A 16,423-nucleotide genomic window follows, 5' to 3' on the forward strand; every position below is an offset into this window, starting at 1 on the left:
ACGTCATGGACCGGCTCAGCCCGCTCGACGCCGCCTTCCTCGAAATCGAGGACGAAGACCCCAGCTCGTCGCTCGCCATCGCCTCGGTCGCCATCGCCGAGGGGCCCGTCCCCGACCAGGACGAGTTCGTGGCGGCCGTGCTCGCCCGGGTGGACGGGATTCCGCGCTACCACCAGAAGGTCCGCATGGTGCCGTTCGACCTCGGGCCGCCGGCCTGGGTCGACGATCCGGACTTCGACCCGGCCGCCCACTTCGGCCGGATCGCGCTCCCGCCGCCGCACGACGAGGCGGCGCTCTGCGACCTCGTCGCGCTCCTCATGAGCGAACGGCTCGAGCGGGACCGGCCGCTGTGGGAGTTCTGGGTCATCGAAGGCCTGCCGGACGGCCGCTGGGCGATCCTGTCCAAGCTGCACCACGCGCTGGCCGACGGCCTCGCGGCGACCCACGTGCAGACGATCCTCTTCGGGGACACCCCGCCCGACAAGCCCGCGCGGCGCGAGGAAGCGCCCGACCCCGGCTCGGCCCGGCTCCTGCTGGAGGCGGCCGGCGCGCTGCTGCGGAACCCGTGGGACCAGGCGCGCCTGATCGCCGGGCAGCTGCTGCACCCGAACCAGCTGGCCCGCCGGCTGAGCGACGCCGCACGCGGCCTCGCCGCGCTGACTTCGGCGCTGCTGCCCGCGTCCCCGACGCCGCTGACCGGGCCGCTCGGGCAGGACCGGCGGTACGCGACCGCCACCGTGGCCCTGGCCGACGTCAAGGTCGCGGCCGTCGGGTTCGGCGTCACGGTGAACGACATCCTGCTCGCCGCCATCACCGGCGGCTTCCGCGAACTCCTGCTGCACCGCGGGGAAACCCCGGCCGCGGACTCCGTGCGCACCCTGGTGCCGGTCTCCGTCCGGCTCGGATCCTCACTGGACAACGAGGTCTCGCTCCTGCTGCCGCTGCTGCCGGTCGACCTCGCCGACCCCGTGCAGCGGCTGGTCCGGGTGCGCGAGCGGCTCGTCGCGCTCAAGGCGGGCAAGGAGGCCGACGCCGGCGCGCTGATCACCGCGTCGGCCGCCCAGGAGCCGTTCGCACCGGTCGCCTGGGCGATCCGCGCCGCCGCGCACCTGCCGCAGCGCAACATCGTCACCGTCACGACCAACGTGCGCGGCCCGGCCGAACCGCTGTCCGCGGTCGGGCGGCCGATCGTCGAGATCTACCCGTACGTCCCGATCGCGCTGCGGGTGCGGACCGGGGTGGCGATGCTCAGCTACGCCGGGCGGGTCACGTTCGGGATCACCTCCGACGCCGGCACCGTGCCGGAGATCGGCGTGCTCGCCAAGGCGATCGAACGCGAAGTCCAGACCCTGCGCGACGCCGTCGCCTGAGTGGGGCGAAGGGGTGCGCGGATGTCGTGAATGACTCATTCCTGTCCTCGGACGAGGTGAATGGGTCATTCACGACATCCGCGGCCGCGTGACCACGGCTACCGGGCCGTCTCGAACTCCGCGGCCAGTCCGGCGACCAGCGCCTCCGGGTCCGGGATCAGCTTGCGGTCCGTGCCGAAGCCGAACCGCACCTGCCCGGCGTAGCTGAAGATGCAGATCGTGATCGCCTGCCGCGCGCTGCACGGCGCCCAGCCGACGATGCCTTCGACCGGCGCGCCGGCCAGCGTCATCGGTGCTCGCGGGCCCGGCACGTTCGTCAGGACCCCGACGGCCTTGCCGGCGAAGAACCTGCTCATCGCCGTGCCGAGCGATTCCGGGCTCTGCGCGATGGCGTACTGCACGCCGAAGGTCAGCACCGGCTCGAACGAATCGCGGATGCGGGCGACCCGGCGGTGCACCTCGGCGAGGCGCTCGGCGAACGTCCGGCGCCCGAGCGGGAGCTGGGCCAGCACGAGCGAGAAGTGGTTGCCCAGGGTGGCCGGCAGCCCGTCGTCGAAGGAGGACAGGCTCACCGGGATCAGCCAGCCGAGGTCGTTCGGCCCGGGCCGGGCGGTGGCGTGCTCGGTGAAGTACCGGTCGAGCGCGCCGGCGACGAGCGCGGTGCAGACGTCGTTGACCGTCGTCCCGGTGTCGTGGCCGATCCGCGCCAGCTCGTCCAGCGGGATCGGCTCGCCCCAGGCGGCGGTCTTCTCGACGCCCGGCTCGCCGTCCCACAGCCCGGTGGCGGTGGAGGGACCGAGCAGGTCCGCGGTCCCGGTGGCGCTGTGCCAGATCGTCGTCGCCGCGCCGGCGACCGCGTCGACCACGCTGCGCGGGCCGCCAGCCAACGCCGCGGCCAGGAACCCGGCGACCGCGCCGGTCGCGCCCACGGCCGCGGTCGCGCCGAGTACCGGCAGCGCCACCGCGGTCTCCAGCACCGGATGCACGCGAGCGGCGCGCTGTTGTGCCTTCGCCCCGCTGTCGCCGAGCGCGCGCAGCATGGCCGCGCCGAGGCGGACCACCGGCTGGGCGACGGCTTCCCGGTGCGGTCCGGCACCGCCGACCTTCGCGTGCGGTGCGGTTTGCCCCTCGATCGGGTCCAGGAGGCTGAACAGCACCTGCGTCAGCCGGATCCCGTCGGCCATCGCGTGGTGGGTGCGGCTGATCAGCGCGCTGCCACCACGGTAGCCTTGCAGCAGGTCGATGGTCCACAGTGGACGATTCGGGTCGAGCGGGCTGCTCCGCCGGGCGGCGACGAACTCCTGCAGCGCCGCCTGGTCCGCGGGCGCGGGCAGGTCCTGCACCAGGACGTGGTCACCGAGGTCGAAGTCGGGATCGGTTTCCCAGGTGATGGCGCGGCCGTGCCGCACGGCCCGCTGCAGGTACACCGGATAGCGGGCCAGCAAACGGTCCGACACCACCGACCGCAGCCGCGCCGGGTCCACCGGGGTCTTCGTCCACAGCACGGACGTGACGAGCATCAGGTTCTCGGGCCGGTCCAGCTGCAGCCACAGGCTGTCCTGCGCGGGCATCCGCCGATGCGGCCCGGCCGGGTTCCGCGTATTCGCCACCATGGTCGCCACACTCCCGTCACACCGGCTCACCTTCACTCTGCGACCCGCGCCGGATCCGGGAAAGGGCCGGAAGTCACCCGTGGGCGCGGACGATTTCCCCTGCCCCGGTCCCCCGCTGCCGCGGCATCGTGGAGGTCTCTGCCGAACCACCCCGGGCGCCTCGGAGGAAACGCATGTCCCCCAACCATGTCGTAGTACTGGGCAGCGGGTTCGCCGGCCTGGAGACCGCGTTCGCGTTGCGCGCGCAGGCGAACCCGGACCGCGTCCGGCTCACCCTGGTCTCCGACCGTGACGACTTCCTGTTCCGGCCCAACAGCATCTACCTGCCCTTCGGGGCCGCCGAAGCGCCGCTGCACGTGCCGCTGGGGAAAGCGTTGCGGCGCCGCGAGATCGACACCCACATCGCGACCGCCGAAGGTGTCGACACCGGCCGCGGCGTCGTGCACACCTCACGCGGCGAGGTCCCCTACGACAACCTCGTGCTCGCCACCGGTGCCGCGATGCGCCCGGAGGAGGTGCCCGGCCTCGCCGAGCACGCCCACACGGTCTGGTCCCCCGGCCGGCTGCACGCGCTGGGCGAGCAGCTGCAGTGGGTCGTCCGCCACGCCGCGCACGGCCGGCTCCAGCAGGTCCTGTTCCTGGTGCCGCCGAACAACAAGTGCGCCGGACCGCTGTACGAGATCGCCCTGATGCTCGACACGTGGCTGCGCCGCCGCGGCGTCCGCGACAACGTCCAGCTGGCGTTCACCACGTTCGAGCAGGGTTACGTGCAGGCGTTCGGCCCGAAGCTGCACGGCGTCGTCGCCGCGGAGTTCGCGAAGCGCGGCATCGACGGGCGCACCGGGGCCGTCCCCGACAAGGTGAGCGAGCTCGAGGTCGCCTACACCGACGGAACCGCGCAGGAGTTCGACCTCCTGGTGGCGTTCCCGCCGCACGTCGCGGCGCAGCGCTTCGAGGGGCTGCCGGCCGACGACCGCGGCTTCCTTTCCTGCGACGCGAGCACGCGCGAGGTGCTCGGGAACCCGGGCGTCTACGCGCCCGGCGACGCCGGGGACTTCCCGGTGAAACAGGCGTTCCTCGCGCTGCTGCAGGCGCAGGCGGTCGCCGGGCAGATCGCCGCCGACGCCGGCGCCCACCTGCCCGGCCCCGGGTTCGAACCGGTGAGCATGTGCGTGCTGGAGATGTTCGACAACGCGACGTTCGCGCAGGTCCCGCTGGCGGTCACCGGTGATTCGGTGGTGGTCGATCCGGCGGCCGCCGAGGCGTACCGCGTCGGCACTTCGCCGGCGTGGCGGCTGGGCAAGAAGGCCCTCGGCACCTATGTACCGGGCCGCTTCCGCGCCGGGCTGCCGGTGCACGCGGGGACCGGCTGGGACGTCATGGCGCTGGGCGTGCGCGGCGCGACCCGCTGGCTGACGCGCTGAGACCCGGCGGCCGTGGTGTCTTGAATGACTCATTCCTGTCCTCGGACGAGGTGAATGGGTCATTCATGACACCACGGCCGTGCGACGACCTCGAGCCGACGCCCGGCTGGCCGGGACGAGCCGGTCATGAAGCGATTCCGGCCTCCCCGGCCCAGCGGTCGGAGCGGCCCGCCGTCATCAGGTCGACGACCGATTCCTTGGTGAGCTCGGCGGTGGTGAACACACCCGCCATCCGGCCCAGGTACAGGACCGCGATGCGGTCGGCCACGTCGAAGACGTCGTTCATGTTGTGCGACACGACGATCACGCCCAGGCCCCGCTCGGCCAGCCGCTGGACGAGGCCGAGCACCACCTCGGTCTGCTGCACGCCCAGCGCGGCCGTCGGCTCGTCCATGATCACCAGCTTCGAGTTCCACAGCACGGCTTTCGCGATCGCGACCGCCTGCCGCTGGCCGCCGGACAGGGAGCCCACCTGCTGGCGGACCGACGTCACCGTGGTGACGCCGAGGCTGTGCAAAGTCTCCTTCGCGGCCAGCTCCATCCGGTCCTCGTCGAGCGTGCCGTGCCGCAGGTGTTCGCGGCCGAGGAACATGTTCTGCACGATGTCGAGGTTGTCGCACAGCGCGAGGTCCTGGTACACGGTCTCGATGCCGAGCGCGGCCGCCGCACGCGGGGTGCGGATGCGCACCGGCCGGCCTTCCCAGGTGAACTCGCCGCTGTCCGGGACGTGGATGCCCGCGATGCACTTGATCAGCACGGACTTGCCGGCGCCGTTGTCGCCGACCAGCGCGGTCACCTGCCCGGCCGGGACGTCGAGGTCGACCCCGGCCAGCGCCTGCACCGGCCCGAACTTCTTGGTGACACCCCGGACGCGCAGGAGCGGTGTCCCGGCCGGCTCGGCGGCGGCCGGGAACTCTGCGGGCCGGTGGGCGGTGGCGGTCACGGCAGGCTCAGATCTTGCCGGACGCCAGCTCGGCAACCTGCCGGCCGAGCAGGGTCTCCGGGGTGTGGGCGGGCGGCGGGATCACCGCGACGGGGCAGGTCGCGTGCCGCAGGCAGGCGCTGCTGACCGAGCCGGCGAGCACCTCGCGCAGCTTGCCCTTGCCGTGGCTGCCGACGACCAGCATCGTCGCACCCTTCGCCCGGTCGGTCAGGACGCTCGCGGGATCGCCGTCCGGGGCCGAGCACCGCGCGGTCACGCCGGCGTGGTCCTTCGTCACGGCGGTCACGATCTTCTCCAGCTCGTGGACGTGTACCCGCCGGGCCTCTTCGAGGGTCCGGCTCACCGAAGCGTCGTCGAGCATCGCGTCGTGCAGCCACACCGTCACGACGTCCAGCTCCGCACCGCTCGCCTCGGCCTGTCCGGCCGCCCAGACCAGGGCGGCCGTGCCCGCGTCCGAACCGTCGACACCGACGACTATGCGGGCCTTCGCGGTCGTTTCCGTCATCACCGCTCCTCTCGGATCGCAGTCCCCTCCGGTGTCTAGCCAACTCCTTCCGGCCGCACCGCGGACCTGGCGTTCTGCCCGATCTGCGATGACCAAAGGCCTTCCGCGAGCACGGCCCGGACCGCGGCCGGGACCGCCGCGGCGACCGGCGCCGAGAGCCCCCGGCCCGGCGTGAAGTCCACGCCCGCGACGCCGAGCACGACCAGCCGCCGCGGCGAGCGCCCCAGGGCCTGCCCGAGCCGGGCGGCGGCCGCGACGTCGAGCGTGTGCCCGCCCCGCCCGGCGCCGGCGGGCAGGCCGTCCGCCCCCGTGCACCGGACGACCTCCCCGGCCGGGAACGCGCCCCGGACGGCGTCGACGACCACCGCGAGGCCGGCGCCGGTCCAGGCGTCGACCAGCGCCAGCGGATCGGCGATCCGCCCCACCACGCGGACCCCGGGCAGCGCCGGCAGCGCGGCGACGACCGCCGGGCCGATCCCGTCGTCACCGCACAGCGGGTTGCCCAGCCCGATGACGACGTCCGTCACCGGCGGATCACCGTCAGGTCCAGGAAGTGGGTGGCGCACGAGATGCACGGGTCGTGGTTGCGGATCACCCGTTCGCAGAACAGCGCGAGCGCGTCGTCGCCCAGGTCGAGCCGGGTGCCCGCCAGGCGGCACAGGTCGTCCTCGATGGCCGCCTGGTTCTGCGAAGTCGGCGGGACGATCGCCGCCGCGGTGACGAGCCCGGCCTCGTCGAGCGTGTACCGGTGGTAGAGCAGCCCGCGCGGGGCCTCGCTGACGCCGTGCCCGGTGCCCGCGCGCGGGGTGATCTCGACGGCGGGCCGGTCGGGCCGCTCGTAGCCGTCGATCAGCCTGATCGCCTCTTCGACCGCGTACACCACTTCGACCGCTCTGACCACAATGGACCGGAACGGGTTCCGGCACTCCGTGCCCAGTCCCGCCTCGGCCGCGGCTTCACGCGCCACCGGGCCGAGCAGCGCCGAGTTGAGCGAGTACCGGGCGAGCGGCCCGGTCAGGTAGCGGCGGCCGTCGAGGCTCGCGTGCAGCGCCGTGGAGTGCGGGACCTGCCGTTCGACGACGTGCTCCGGGAACTCCGCGGCGGGGAACTCCGCGCCGGTGCTCGTGACCACCGTCCCCCGGTCGATCGGGTAGCGCCCCGGCTCGCGCGCCGAGAGCAGGTCGTGGCCGACCTCGTGGTCCGGGAAGTCGAAGCCGGACACCCAGCGCACGACCTCGCGCGCCTGGTCCAGCGCGCCCAGCAGCCGCTCGCGCATCGGGGCGAGGTCCGCCCGCGACGGCACCGAGTAGAACCCGCCGACGCGGACGTTCACCGGGTGGATCGCTCGGCCGCCGATCAGTTCCAGCAGCGCGTTGCCGGTCTTCTTGAGCGCGAGACCGCGTTCGACCGCCTCCCGGTGCCCGGCCGCCATCGCGATCCCGTCCGGGTACCCGAGGAAGTCCGGCGCGTGCAGCAGGTGGATGTGCAGCGCGTGGCTCGAGATCCACTCCCCGCAGTAGAGCAGGCGCCGCAGGTCGGCCAGCGGGCCGTCGAGTTCGGCGCCGCACGCCGCTTCGAGGGCGTTGCACGCGCTCGTCTGGTACGCCACCGGGCAGATCCCGCAGATGCGCGCGGTGATGTCGGGCGGCTCGGTCCAGGCGCGCCCGCGCAGAAGCGCCTCGAAGAACCGGGGCGGCTCGTAGATGTTCAGCTCGGCGGTGTGCACCCGGCCGTCGTCGACGACCAGCCGCAGCGCGCCTTCGCCTTCGACCCGGGCGATCGCGTTGACCACCAGCCGGCGGGCGGTCACGACCGCCGCTCCCGCGACACCGCGGCGAAGTCCGGCGCGGCCGCGTTGAACGTGGCGAAGACCCGGCCGACCGCGGCTTCGTCCATCCCGCACGTCCGCAGGATCGGCAGCAGGGCGGCGGTGTTGGGTTTCGCCATCGGCCCGAAACAGCCGAAGCAGCCGCGGTTGTGCGCCGGGCAGAGCGCGCCGCACCCGGCGTGCGTCACCGGGCCCAGGCACGGCGTGCCGTCGGCGACCGTCACGCAGGTGAGGCCGCGGCGCTTGCACTCGGTGCACACGCTGGTGTCCGGCAGGTCCGGTTTGCGCCCGGCGAGGAACGCGCCGAGGGTCTCCAGCAGCTGGTGCCGGTCGATGGGACAGCCGCGCAGCTCGAAGTCCACCGGCACGTGGGCGCTGATCGGCGTCGAGGTCCCCAGGGTGGAGATGAACTCCGGGCTCGCGTAGACCGACGCGGCGAACTCGGCGACGTCGCCGAAGTTCCGCAACGCCTGGATGCCGCCGCTGGTGGCGCACGCACCGATCGTCACGAGCACTCGCGACTGTTCGCGCACCTCGCGGATCCGCCGTTCGTCGGCCGGGGTGGTGATCGACCCCTCGACGAGCGAGACGTCGTACGGTCCGGGCAGCACCTCGCTGGACGCTTCGGTGAAGGAGGCGATGCGCACCCGGCCGGCGAGGGCGAGCAGCTCGTCTTCGCAGTCGAGCAGGGTGAGCTGGCAGCCGTCGCAGGAGGCGAACTTCCAGACGGCGAGGGTGGGCAGGCTCATGTCACAGCTCCCGGACCAGGAGGAGGGGTTCGGCCTCGGCGTACTTCACGACCGGACCGTCGCGGCACAGCAGCAGCGGGCCGAGCTGGCAGTGCCCGCACAGGGCCGTACCGCACTGCATGTTCCGTTCGAGCGACACGCGGATGTCGGTGGCGGCGAGCCCGGCCCGCAGCAGCACTCGCGCGCTGAAGCGCATCATCGGCTCCGGACCGCACAGGAAGGCGGTCGTCCGGGCGGCCAGCGGCCCCACGCTGGCCAGCGGCTCGGTGACGAAGCCGACCTCCCCGGTCCAGCCGTCGGCGGGCTGGTCGACCGTGCGGCGCACCTCGATCGAGGGTTCCCACGCGGCGAACTCGTCGCGGTAGAGGAAGTCCCCCGGGGTCCGGGCGCCGGCGACCAGGACGACGCGGCCGTAGGCGGCCCGGTCGGCCAGCACCGCGAGCACCACCGGCCGCAGCGGCGCCAGCCCGACCCCGCCGGCGACGATGACGACGTCGCCGCCCCGCGCGGACTCGACGTCCCAGCCGCGCCCGAACGGCCCGCGCACGCCCAGCACCGTGCCCGGTCCGGCGTCGTGCAGGGCGTGGCTCACCGCGCCGACGTCGCGGACGGTCTGCTCGAGGACACCGTCCTCGGTGGACGGGTCGCCGCTGATCGAGATGGCGACCTCGCCGATCCCCCGCGCGTAGAGCATCGTGAACTGGCCGGGCCGGAACCGCGGCAGGGCGTCGCCGGCCGGCACCAGCCGCAGGGTGGCCGTGTCCCGCGTCTGCACCGTGCGCCGCTCGACCCGGTACGGCACCGGCAGCATCGGCTCAGTCACGCCCGCTCCGGTACAGGTCGAGCAGGCGGGCCCGGGTCCCCCGCAGCCGGTGGGCCAGGACCTCGAACAGCGCGCGGGTCAGGGCGTAGCCGAACGCCGGATCCTCGTCGGCGAGCTCACGCAGCAGGCGCCCGTCCAGCTCGGCCGCCGTCACGGTCGTCACCGCCCGGGCGCCGAAGTCCCAGCGGTACGGCGGGACGAGCCACGACCAGCCGAGCAGCTCCCCCGGCCCGAGTGCCTGCACGACGACGTCGCCCCGGCCGGGCACCGCGGTGTCCACCTCGACCCGGCCGCTTTCGAGCACCCAGAGCCGGTCGGCCGGGCGGCCTTCCTCGCACAGGCGTTCTCCCGGCGCGAAGGCGACTTCCCGCGTCGCCCGGGTCAGCAGGGCGGTCTCCGCGGGGGTCAGCCGGGAAAAGGGGGGCAGCGCGGTGAAGCGGTCAACCGCCGACATGGCCGGCTCCTTCCGCGGCGAGCCGGGCCGCCTCGGCGGTGATGTCGATCCCGGCCGGGCACCAGGCGATGCAGCGGCCGCAGCCGACACAGCCGGAGGTGCCGAACTGGTCGTGCCAGGTGCTCAGCTTGTGGCTCATCCACTGCCGGTACCGGCTGTCGCCGGACTCGCGCACGCTTCCGCCGTGCACGTAGGAGAAGTCGAGTTCGAAACAGGACGCCCAGCGTTCGGCGCGCCCGGCGTGCTCGCCGGTCACGTCCGTGACGTCCTCGGTGGTGGTGCAGAAGCAGGTGGGGCAGACCATGGTGCAGTTGCCGCAGGTGAGGCACCGGCTCGCGATCTCGGACCAGACGGGCGACTCGCGCGACTCCCGCAGCAGCGTCCGGAGGTCCCCCGGCGGCATCGCGCGGCCCATCTTCGCGGCTGCCGCTTCGACCCCGGCCCGCGCGCCGGCGACCTCGCCGTCCGCGGCGTCGCGGGTCGTGACCAGCCCGAGCACGCGCTCGCCTTCGGCCGACCCGACGTCGGTCACGAACCGGTGGCCGTCGTCGTCGAGCAGTTCGGTGAGCGCGAGGTCGTAGCCCCCGGACACGCCGGGCCCGGTGCGCATCGAGGCGCAGAAGCACACTTCGCCGGGTTCGGTGCAGTTCGCGGCGATCGTGAACAGCCCCTGCCGCCGCCGCGCGAACGACCCGCTCGCGGCCAGGACGGTGCCCAGCACGGAGATCGCCGCCAGGTCGCAGGCCCGGACGCCGAGGAACGCGTAGCGCGGCGGGTCTTCCTGCACGGCGACGAACTCGCCGTCCGGGCCGGTGTGCCACAGCGGCCGGTGCGGCGGGTGCAGGAAGCGCTTCCAGGACTGGGGTCCCGCCGAATGGCCGAACACCGCCGCGTCCGCCCGGCGGCGCAGCCGGTAGCGGCCGGGCGCGGTCTCCACGCCCCACCCCGCGGGCAGGTCCGCCCCCGAGTCCAGCTCGGCCAGGACGATCGCGTCGTCGCGGGCCACCGGGCCCACGACCCGGTACCCCTCCGCCCGCAGCACTTCGACGAGCCGGTCGAGCCCCGGCCGGTCGAGCACGCGGATGCCGTCGGTCATGGGCTCCCCTTTCGCCGCGTCCAGGAAACCGGGCTTGGACGTGCGGTCCAAGGGCCGAAGGTCACCGGTTCCGCCGGTCCCGGGGGCGTTCGGCCCTCGCCCCGGGGAACTTGGGCCCTACGGGCGGGTGCGGCCGGCGGCGAACCATCGAGGAGGAACGAACGACGACAGGGAGAAGCAGATGACGGTACGGCTCGGGATCAACGGCTTCGGCAGGATCGGACGGGACATCCTCCGGTGCGTGCTGGAGACGCCGGACAGCCCGATCGAAGTGGTCGCGGTCAACGACATCACGTCCCCGGAGATGCTGGCGCACCTGCTCGCCCACGACTCCACCTACGGAAAGCTCCGCATCCCGGTCGAGGTCGTCGACGGCGAGGCGCTGCGGGTCGGTGACCACCTCATCCAGGTGAGCGCGGAGTCCGACCCCACCAAGCTGCCGTGGGGCGAGTACGGCGTGGACGTGGTCGTCGAATCGACCGGCAAGTTCCGCACCCGCGAAGCCGCCGGGGCACACCTGGCCGCGGGCGCGAAGAAGGTCGTGATCTCGGCGCCCGGCAAGGACGTCGACGCGACGATCGTGCTCGGGGTCAACGAGGGCGACTACGACCCCGCGAAGCACCACATCATCTCCAACGCCTCGTGCACGACGAACTGCGTCGCGCCGATGGTGAAGGTGCTGCACTCCGCGTTCGGCATCCGGCGCGGGCTGCTCACCACGATCCACAGCTACACCGGCGACCAGGCGCTGCTGGACCGCCCGCACAAGGACCCGCGCCGCGCCCGCTCGGCCGCCGTCAACGTGGTGCCCACCAGCACCGGCGCGGCCAAGGCGATCGGGCTGGTGCTGCCGGAGCTGGCGGGCAAGCTCGACGGCGTCGCCGTGCGCGTCCCGGTCGAGGACGGCTCGCTGACCGACCTGACCGTCGAGCTGGATCGCCCGGTGACCGCGGAGCAGGTCAACCACGCGTTCGCCGAGGCCGCCGACGGCGACCTCAAGGGCATCCTGCGCTACGCCGACGCCCCGCTGGTGTCCCGCGACATCATCGGCGACCCGGCGTCGTGCGTGTTCGACGCGCAGCTGACGAAGGCCGATTCCCACCTGGCGAAGGTCTTCGGCTGGTACGACAACGAATGGGGCTACGCGACCCGCACCGTCGAGCTGGTGGAGCTGATCGGCCGCTCGCCGCTGTGACGCTCTGCCACGGGTGCCCGCCGGTGACGCAGCCTGGCGGGCACCCGTCCTTCACCGCCGCCCCTGCTCCCGTCGGCTACGGTGAGCGCCTGGATCCACCCGAGGACGGGAGCAAGCGATGACCGGGCACCCCGCTGTCACGTCGATCGACGCACTCGCACCGGATCTGCTCGCCGAAGCCCGCGACCACGGCTCCCGGCGGGCGGCGCGGACGCTGGCGGCCGGCACCTCCCAACGGGTCACTCTCATCGCCCTGGCCGACGGCGCCGACCTGGCCGAGCACGACTCGCCGCCGGCCGCGACGCTCTACGTCGTCTCGGGCACGGTACGGCTGCACAGCCCCAGTGCGGCGTGGACCCTCGACCGCGGGCAGCTGGCGACCATCCCGCCGGAACGCCACGGGCTCACCGCGCTCGGCGACGCCGTCGTCCTGCTCACCGTCGCACTCCGCTAGCGGCCCGGCGAAGGCCGGTCACCGCGCTTCCGCGGCCGCCCCGTCGTCCTGGGTGTACTTCAGCCGGTTCCGCACGGCGACCACGCCCGGCACGGTTTCGGTGAGCCACTCCGCACGTTCCACTTCGCTGCGCCGGTCGATCACCCCGCTGAGCGTCACGACGCCGTCGTCGACCCGGACGTCGACCGCCGAGAGGTCCGCCCAGATCGAGCGCTGCAGGACTTCGCGCTCCACGGTCTCCTTGATCTCCTCGTCCGGGCGCAGGAACGCGCGCAGGACGTCCCGGCGCGCGAGGACGCCCACGAGGTGGCCGGCGCCGTTCACGACGTACAGGCAGCGCAGGTTCGCCTCCACCAGCCGCCGGGCCGCGCCCGACACGGGTTCGTCCTTCGCGACCGTGGGCACGCGCCGGGTCATCAGCTCGCGCGCGGTCAGGCCCTGGGCCTTGGTCCACACCACCAGCCGCCGCAGCCCGCGCTCACGCCGGGCGTCCCGGCTGTGGCGGGCGAGCAGGTCCGCCTCGTCGACGACGCCGATCGGGCGGCGGTGCTCGTCGACCACCGGGATCGCCGCGATGGCGTGTTCGGCCAGCAGGGCGGCCAGTTCCTTGAACGACGTCCCGGGGCCTGCCGACACGACCGGCCGGCTCATCAGGTCGGACACCAGCGGACCACGCATGACTCCACCTCCGTCGAGAACCCTTTTGCGATCAAGTTAGGAGCCTCGGCACGCTTCGCGCGCCGGGCGACGGTCCCCGGCCGAGAGGCCTTTCGCCCCTTTGCGCGGGGACGCCGATGCTCTTGCCTGGAGCGGACGGAAGGGGAACGGCATGGGACACCACAAGCGGTGGCGCGACCTGACCGGCGCGCAGCGCACGGCGATCGGCACCGCGGCGAGCGTGCAGATCCTGCTCGCCGCGGCGGCCTGGTGGGATCTGGCCCGCCGGCCCGCGGACCGCGTCCGCGGGCCGAAGTGGCTGTGGGCGCTGGTGATCGCGGTGAACTTCATCGGCCCGGTGGTCTACTTCTCCTGCGGGCGGGTACCGCCGCGGACGACCAGCACCGGGCAGAGCGCGTAGGACATCAGCGACTGGCTCGTCGACCCGAGGGCCAGGCCGCGCAACCCGCCCCGGCCGCGGCTGCCGACGACCAGCAGCTGCGCCCGGTCGGCGAGGTCGAGCAGCCGTTCCGCCGGCCGCCCGGCCAGCACGACGCGGTCCACGACGACGTCCGGGTACTTCTCCCGCCAGCCGGCCAGGCGCTGGGCGAGCAGTTCGTGTTCGCGCTCCTCCACCGTCGAGCTGTCCATCGTCCACCGGCCTTCTTCGAAGATCGAGGACAGGAACGCCTCGTGCCAGCAGTGGACGGCGATCAGCCGGGCACCCCGCCACGACGCCTCTTCGAACGCGGCCGCGATCGCTTCTTCGCCCGCGGGGGCCCCGTCGACACCGACGACGACCGGTCCCTCGGCGGGCGGTTCGTCGTCCCCGGCGTGCGGCCGCACCAAGGTGACCGGGCACGGCGCGTGCGCGGCCAGCGCGACCGAGACCGACCCGAGCAGGACCCGGCCGAGCGGGCGCAGGCCCGGGGTGCCGAGCACCAGCATCGTCGCGTCCTTCGCCTCGGACACCAGTGCGTCGGCGGGACGTTCGGACCGGAGCGACGTCGTCACCTCGATCCCGGGCTCGGCTTCGGCCGCCGTGGCACGGGCTTCGGCGAGCATGCGTTCGCCCCGCGTGGTGACGGCCGCCTTGACCTGGTCGAACGTCGGGTCGCCCCGGGGGTAGGGCGGGGGCAGCTCGGGCAGTGCGTGAACCAGGCGAAGAGCGAGACGGCGTTCACGCGCGACACGCGCCGCCCAGCGGACCGCCGTGAGCGCCCCCGCCGAACCGTCGACACCCACCACCAGTGCTGAAGCCGAGCCGGTCATCCGCTTCCCCTTTCCCGACGGTGCCTGCGTGCGGAGTCAACCGTCCGAAGCCGCTCGCGGCGCGAGGCTTGCGCCCCGGTTCCGGGGGACTTTGGTCCGTTCCGCGCGGTCCGCGCGAGCCGGCGCCCGAACCGGCACCCAAGGGCCTCCCGGCCGGGGACCTTCGGCCCCAGCCACCCCCGCGTCACCGGCAGAAACTGACCGCAGCACCGAAGAGAACGGAGGTTTCCCCATGTCCATCCGACCGGAAGAGAAGAAAACCACCTCGGGCCACCGGGCCGCCGAACCGGCGCCGGTCGCCGACTTCGTCACCCAGCCCACGGCCGCCGGGAAGACCCTGGCCGTCCTGCGGGTCGTCACCGGGTTCGTGTTCCTGTGGGCGTTCCTGGACAAGCTGTTCGGCCTGGGCTACGCGACCCCGTCGAAGGGCGCCTGGATCAGCGGCGGCTCGCCGACCAAGGGCTTCCTGAGCGGCGTGCACGTCGGCCCGTTCGAGTCGATGTTCCACTCCTGGGCGGGCACCTGGTGGGCCGACTGGCTGTTCATGCTCGGCCTGGGCGCCATCGGCATCGCCGTGATCGCCGGAGTCGGGCTGCGGCTGAGCGCCGCCGCCGGCTCGCTGATGATGCTCATGATGTGGGCCGCCGAATGGCCGTTCGCGCAGAGCATGAGCACCGGCGAAGCGACGCACTCCACCAACCCGATCATCGACTACCACATCATCTACGCCCTGATCCTCATCGTGCTCGCCGCCGCGTCGGCCGGGCACACCTGGGGACTCGGCCGCCGCTGGGCCGACCTCGTCGGCGACCGCAAGTGGCTGCGCTGACAGCGATCCGCTCCACGGGCGCCCGCCGGCCGGCGGGCGCCCTTTCGGCTGTCCCGGTAACGAAGGAGAAGAAATGAAGGCACTCGTCTACGACGGTCCCGGCCGGCGCAGCTGGACCGACCACGCCGAACCCGAGCTCACCTCGCCCACCGACGCGATCGTGCGGGTCGACGCGGTCACCATCTGCGGCACCGACCTGCACATCCTCAAAGGGGACGTGCCCGAGGTCGAGCGCGGCCGGATCCTGGGCCACGAAGCGGTCGGCACGATCGTCGAGACCGGTTCCGCCGTCACCACCGTCAAGTCCGGCGACAAGGTGCTGGTCTCCTGCATCTCCGCGTGCGGCCGGTGCGAGTACTGCCGGTCCGCGGCCTACGGCCAGTGCCTCGGCGGCGGTGGCTGGATCCTCGGCCACACCACCGACGGCGTCCAGGCCGAGTACGCGCGCGTCCCGTTCGCCGACACGTCGACGTACGTGCTGCCGTCCGGCGTGAGCGACGAGTCGGCGTTGATGCTGGCCGACATCGTGCCGACGTCCTACGAGGTCGGCGTCCGCAACGGCGGCGTCAAGCCGGGCGACACGGTGGTGGTCGTCGGCGCCGGGCCGATCGGCCTCGCCGCGATCACGAACGCCCAGCTGTTCGCGCCCAGCACCATCATCGTGGTCGACAAGGAACCGGCCCGCCTCGACGCGGCGAAGTCCTTCGGCGCCGACGTCATGGTGCAGCCCGGCGACGCGGCCGCCGCGGTCGCCGAAGCCAGTGGCGGGCTCGGCGCGGACGTGGCGATCGAAGCGGTCGGCGTCCCGGAGACGTTCGAGCTGTGCACGAAGCTGGTCCGCCCGGGCGGGCACGTCGCGAACGTCGGCGTGCACGGCGCCCCGGCGACCCTGCACCTCGAGGAGCTGTGGATCAAGAACATCACCATCACCACCGGGCTGGTCGACACCTCCAGCACGCCGATGCTGCTGCGGATGCTCGCGGCGGGCCGGCTGGAGACGAGCCGGTTCATCACCCACCGGTTCGGGCTCGACGAGATGGACGAGGCCTACGACGTCTTCGCCCACCCGCAGGACAGCAACGCACTCAAGGTCGCGCTGTTCCGCAGCTGAGCACCGGAGTACCCCGAAGCGGCCTTCGCTGCGTCCGACGCGGCGAAGGCCGCTTCGGTGTCCGCACCCGGGCTTCCCGCGGCCGGGCACACGGCGAAGC

The 16,423-nt window shown here is 73.2% G+C and carries 18 protein-coding genes; 7 read left to right on the plus strand and 11 right to left on the minus strand.

All coding sequences use genetic code 11. The features are described from left to right. Nucleotides 1–5 precede the first annotated feature (5 nt). Complete coding sequence (locus QRX60_RS41115; RefSeq protein ID WP_285996863.1) at nucleotides 6–1,370, plus strand: wax ester/triacylglycerol synthase family O-acyltransferase; 1,365 nt, start codon at nucleotides 6–8, stop codon at nucleotides 1,368–1,370. 98 nt (nucleotides 1,371–1,468) lie between these two features. Here the strand turns inward: QRX60_RS41115 and QRX60_RS41120 are convergent, their stop codons facing one another. Continuing rightward, nucleotides 1,469–2,941 (minus strand): WS/DGAT domain-containing protein, encoded by a 1,473-nt coding sequence (locus tag QRX60_RS41120; protein ID WP_285996864.1) that lies wholly within the window; start codon nucleotides 2,939–2,941, stop codon nucleotides 1,469–1,471. 215 nt (nucleotides 2,942–3,156) lie between these two features. Here QRX60_RS41120 and QRX60_RS41125 point away from each other — a divergent pair, with 215 nt between their 5' ends. Further along, the gene (locus QRX60_RS41125) at nucleotides 3,157–4,407 is read left to right on the plus strand and encodes an NAD(P)/FAD-dependent oxidoreductase (RefSeq protein WP_285996865.1); all 1,251 of its coding nucleotides are present in this window, start codon (nucleotides 3,157–3,159) and stop codon (nucleotides 4,405–4,407) included. Between the two features lie 124 nt (nucleotides 4,408–4,531). Here QRX60_RS41125 and QRX60_RS41130 read toward each other — a convergent pair whose 3' ends face one another. The 8 genes from QRX60_RS41130 to QRX60_RS41165 are packed head-to-tail and all read right to left on the minus strand — an operon-like array spanning nucleotide 4,532 to nucleotide 10,805. Continuing rightward, the gene (locus QRX60_RS41130) at nucleotides 4,532–5,350 is read right to left on the minus strand and encodes an ATP-binding cassette domain-containing protein (protein WP_285996866.1); all 819 of its coding nucleotides are present in this window, start codon (nucleotides 5,348–5,350) and stop codon (nucleotides 4,532–4,534) included. A 7-nt stretch (nucleotides 5,351–5,357) separates the two neighbouring features. Then, entirely contained in the window at nucleotides 5,358–5,855 is a 498-nt protein-coding gene (locus tag QRX60_RS41135) for a universal stress protein (RefSeq protein ID WP_285996867.1), read from the minus strand. 35 nt (nucleotides 5,856–5,890) lie between these two features. After that, a complete protein-coding gene (locus QRX60_RS41140) occupies nucleotides 5,891–6,382 on the minus strand; it encodes a hydrogenase maturation protease (protein WP_285996868.1) in 492 nt (163 codons plus the stop codon). Further along, nucleotides 6,379–7,665, minus strand: a complete 1,287-nt coding sequence (locus QRX60_RS41145; RefSeq protein WP_285996869.1) for a Ni/Fe hydrogenase subunit alpha — start codon at nucleotides 7,663–7,665, stop codon at nucleotides 6,379–6,381. Before QRX60_RS41145 ends, QRX60_RS41140 begins: the two co-directional genes overlap by 4 nt. Beyond that, entirely contained in the window at nucleotides 7,662–8,432 is a 771-nt protein-coding gene (locus QRX60_RS41150) for an NADH-quinone oxidoreductase subunit B family protein (RefSeq protein ID WP_285996870.1), read from the minus strand. The genes QRX60_RS41145 and QRX60_RS41150 overlap by 4 nt, the downstream gene beginning before the upstream one ends. A gap of 1 nt (nucleotide 8,433) precedes the next feature. After that, entirely contained in the window at nucleotides 8,434–9,255 is an 822-nt protein-coding gene (locus QRX60_RS41155) for an FAD/NAD(P)-binding protein (protein WP_285996871.1), read from the minus strand. Next, the gene (locus QRX60_RS41160) at nucleotides 9,248–9,709 is read right to left on the minus strand and encodes a Crp/Fnr family transcriptional regulator (RefSeq protein ID WP_285996872.1); all 462 of its coding nucleotides are present in this window, start codon (nucleotides 9,707–9,709) and stop codon (nucleotides 9,248–9,250) included. Before QRX60_RS41160 ends, QRX60_RS41155 begins: the two co-directional genes overlap by 8 nt. Next, a complete protein-coding gene (locus QRX60_RS41165; protein ID WP_285996873.1) occupies nucleotides 9,696–10,805 on the minus strand; it encodes a 4Fe-4S dicluster domain-containing protein in 1,110 nt (369 codons plus the stop codon). The genes QRX60_RS41160 and QRX60_RS41165 overlap by 14 nt, the downstream gene beginning before the upstream one ends. Nucleotides 10,806–10,986: 181 nt before the next feature. Here QRX60_RS41165 and gap point away from each other — a divergent pair, with 181 nt between their 5' ends. Both gap and QRX60_RS41175 read left to right on the plus strand, forming a co-directional pair. Beyond that, the gene (gene gap / locus QRX60_RS41170) at nucleotides 10,987–12,000 is read left to right on the plus strand and encodes a type I glyceraldehyde-3-phosphate dehydrogenase (RefSeq protein WP_285996874.1); all 1,014 of its coding nucleotides are present in this window, start codon (nucleotides 10,987–10,989) and stop codon (nucleotides 11,998–12,000) included. 118 nt (nucleotides 12,001–12,118) lie between these two features. Beyond that, a complete protein-coding gene (locus QRX60_RS41175; RefSeq protein ID WP_285996875.1) occupies nucleotides 12,119–12,454 on the plus strand; it encodes a cupin domain-containing protein in 336 nt (111 codons plus the stop codon). A gap of 18 nt (nucleotides 12,455–12,472) precedes the next feature. Here the strand turns inward: QRX60_RS41175 and QRX60_RS41180 are convergent, their stop codons facing one another. Next, nucleotides 12,473–13,132, minus strand: a complete 660-nt coding sequence (locus tag QRX60_RS41180; RefSeq protein ID WP_285996876.1) for a CBS domain-containing protein — start codon at nucleotides 13,130–13,132, stop codon at nucleotides 12,473–12,475. 151 nt (nucleotides 13,133–13,283) lie between these two features. On the opposite strand from QRX60_RS41180, the gene QRX60_RS41185 reads away from it, so the two are divergent. Continuing rightward, complete coding sequence (locus QRX60_RS41185; protein ID WP_285996877.1) at nucleotides 13,284–13,532, plus strand: PLD nuclease N-terminal domain-containing protein; 249 nt, start codon at nucleotides 13,284–13,286, stop codon at nucleotides 13,530–13,532. Here QRX60_RS41185 and QRX60_RS41190 read toward each other — a convergent pair. Next, complete coding sequence (locus QRX60_RS41190) at nucleotides 13,475–14,383, minus strand: universal stress protein (protein ID WP_285996878.1); 909 nt, start codon at nucleotides 14,381–14,383, stop codon at nucleotides 13,475–13,477. The two genes, QRX60_RS41185 and QRX60_RS41190, sit on opposite strands and share 58 nt — an antisense overlap. A 232-nt stretch (nucleotides 14,384–14,615) precedes the next feature. On the opposite strand from QRX60_RS41190, the gene QRX60_RS41195 reads away from it, so the two are divergent. Next, nucleotides 14,616–15,212 (plus strand): DoxX family membrane protein, encoded by a 597-nt coding sequence (locus QRX60_RS41195; protein WP_285996879.1) that lies wholly within the window; start codon nucleotides 14,616–14,618, stop codon nucleotides 15,210–15,212. A gap of 73 nt (nucleotides 15,213–15,285) precedes the next feature. Beyond that, a complete protein-coding gene (locus QRX60_RS41200; protein ID WP_285996880.1) occupies nucleotides 15,286–16,323 on the plus strand; it encodes a zinc-dependent alcohol dehydrogenase family protein in 1,038 nt (345 codons plus the stop codon). Nucleotides 16,324–16,423 lie beyond the last annotated feature (100 nt).

This window comes from Amycolatopsis mongoliensis (assembly GCF_030285665.1).
Classification (GTDB): Bacteria; Actinomycetota; Actinomycetes; order Mycobacteriales; family Pseudonocardiaceae; genus Amycolatopsis; species Amycolatopsis mongoliensis.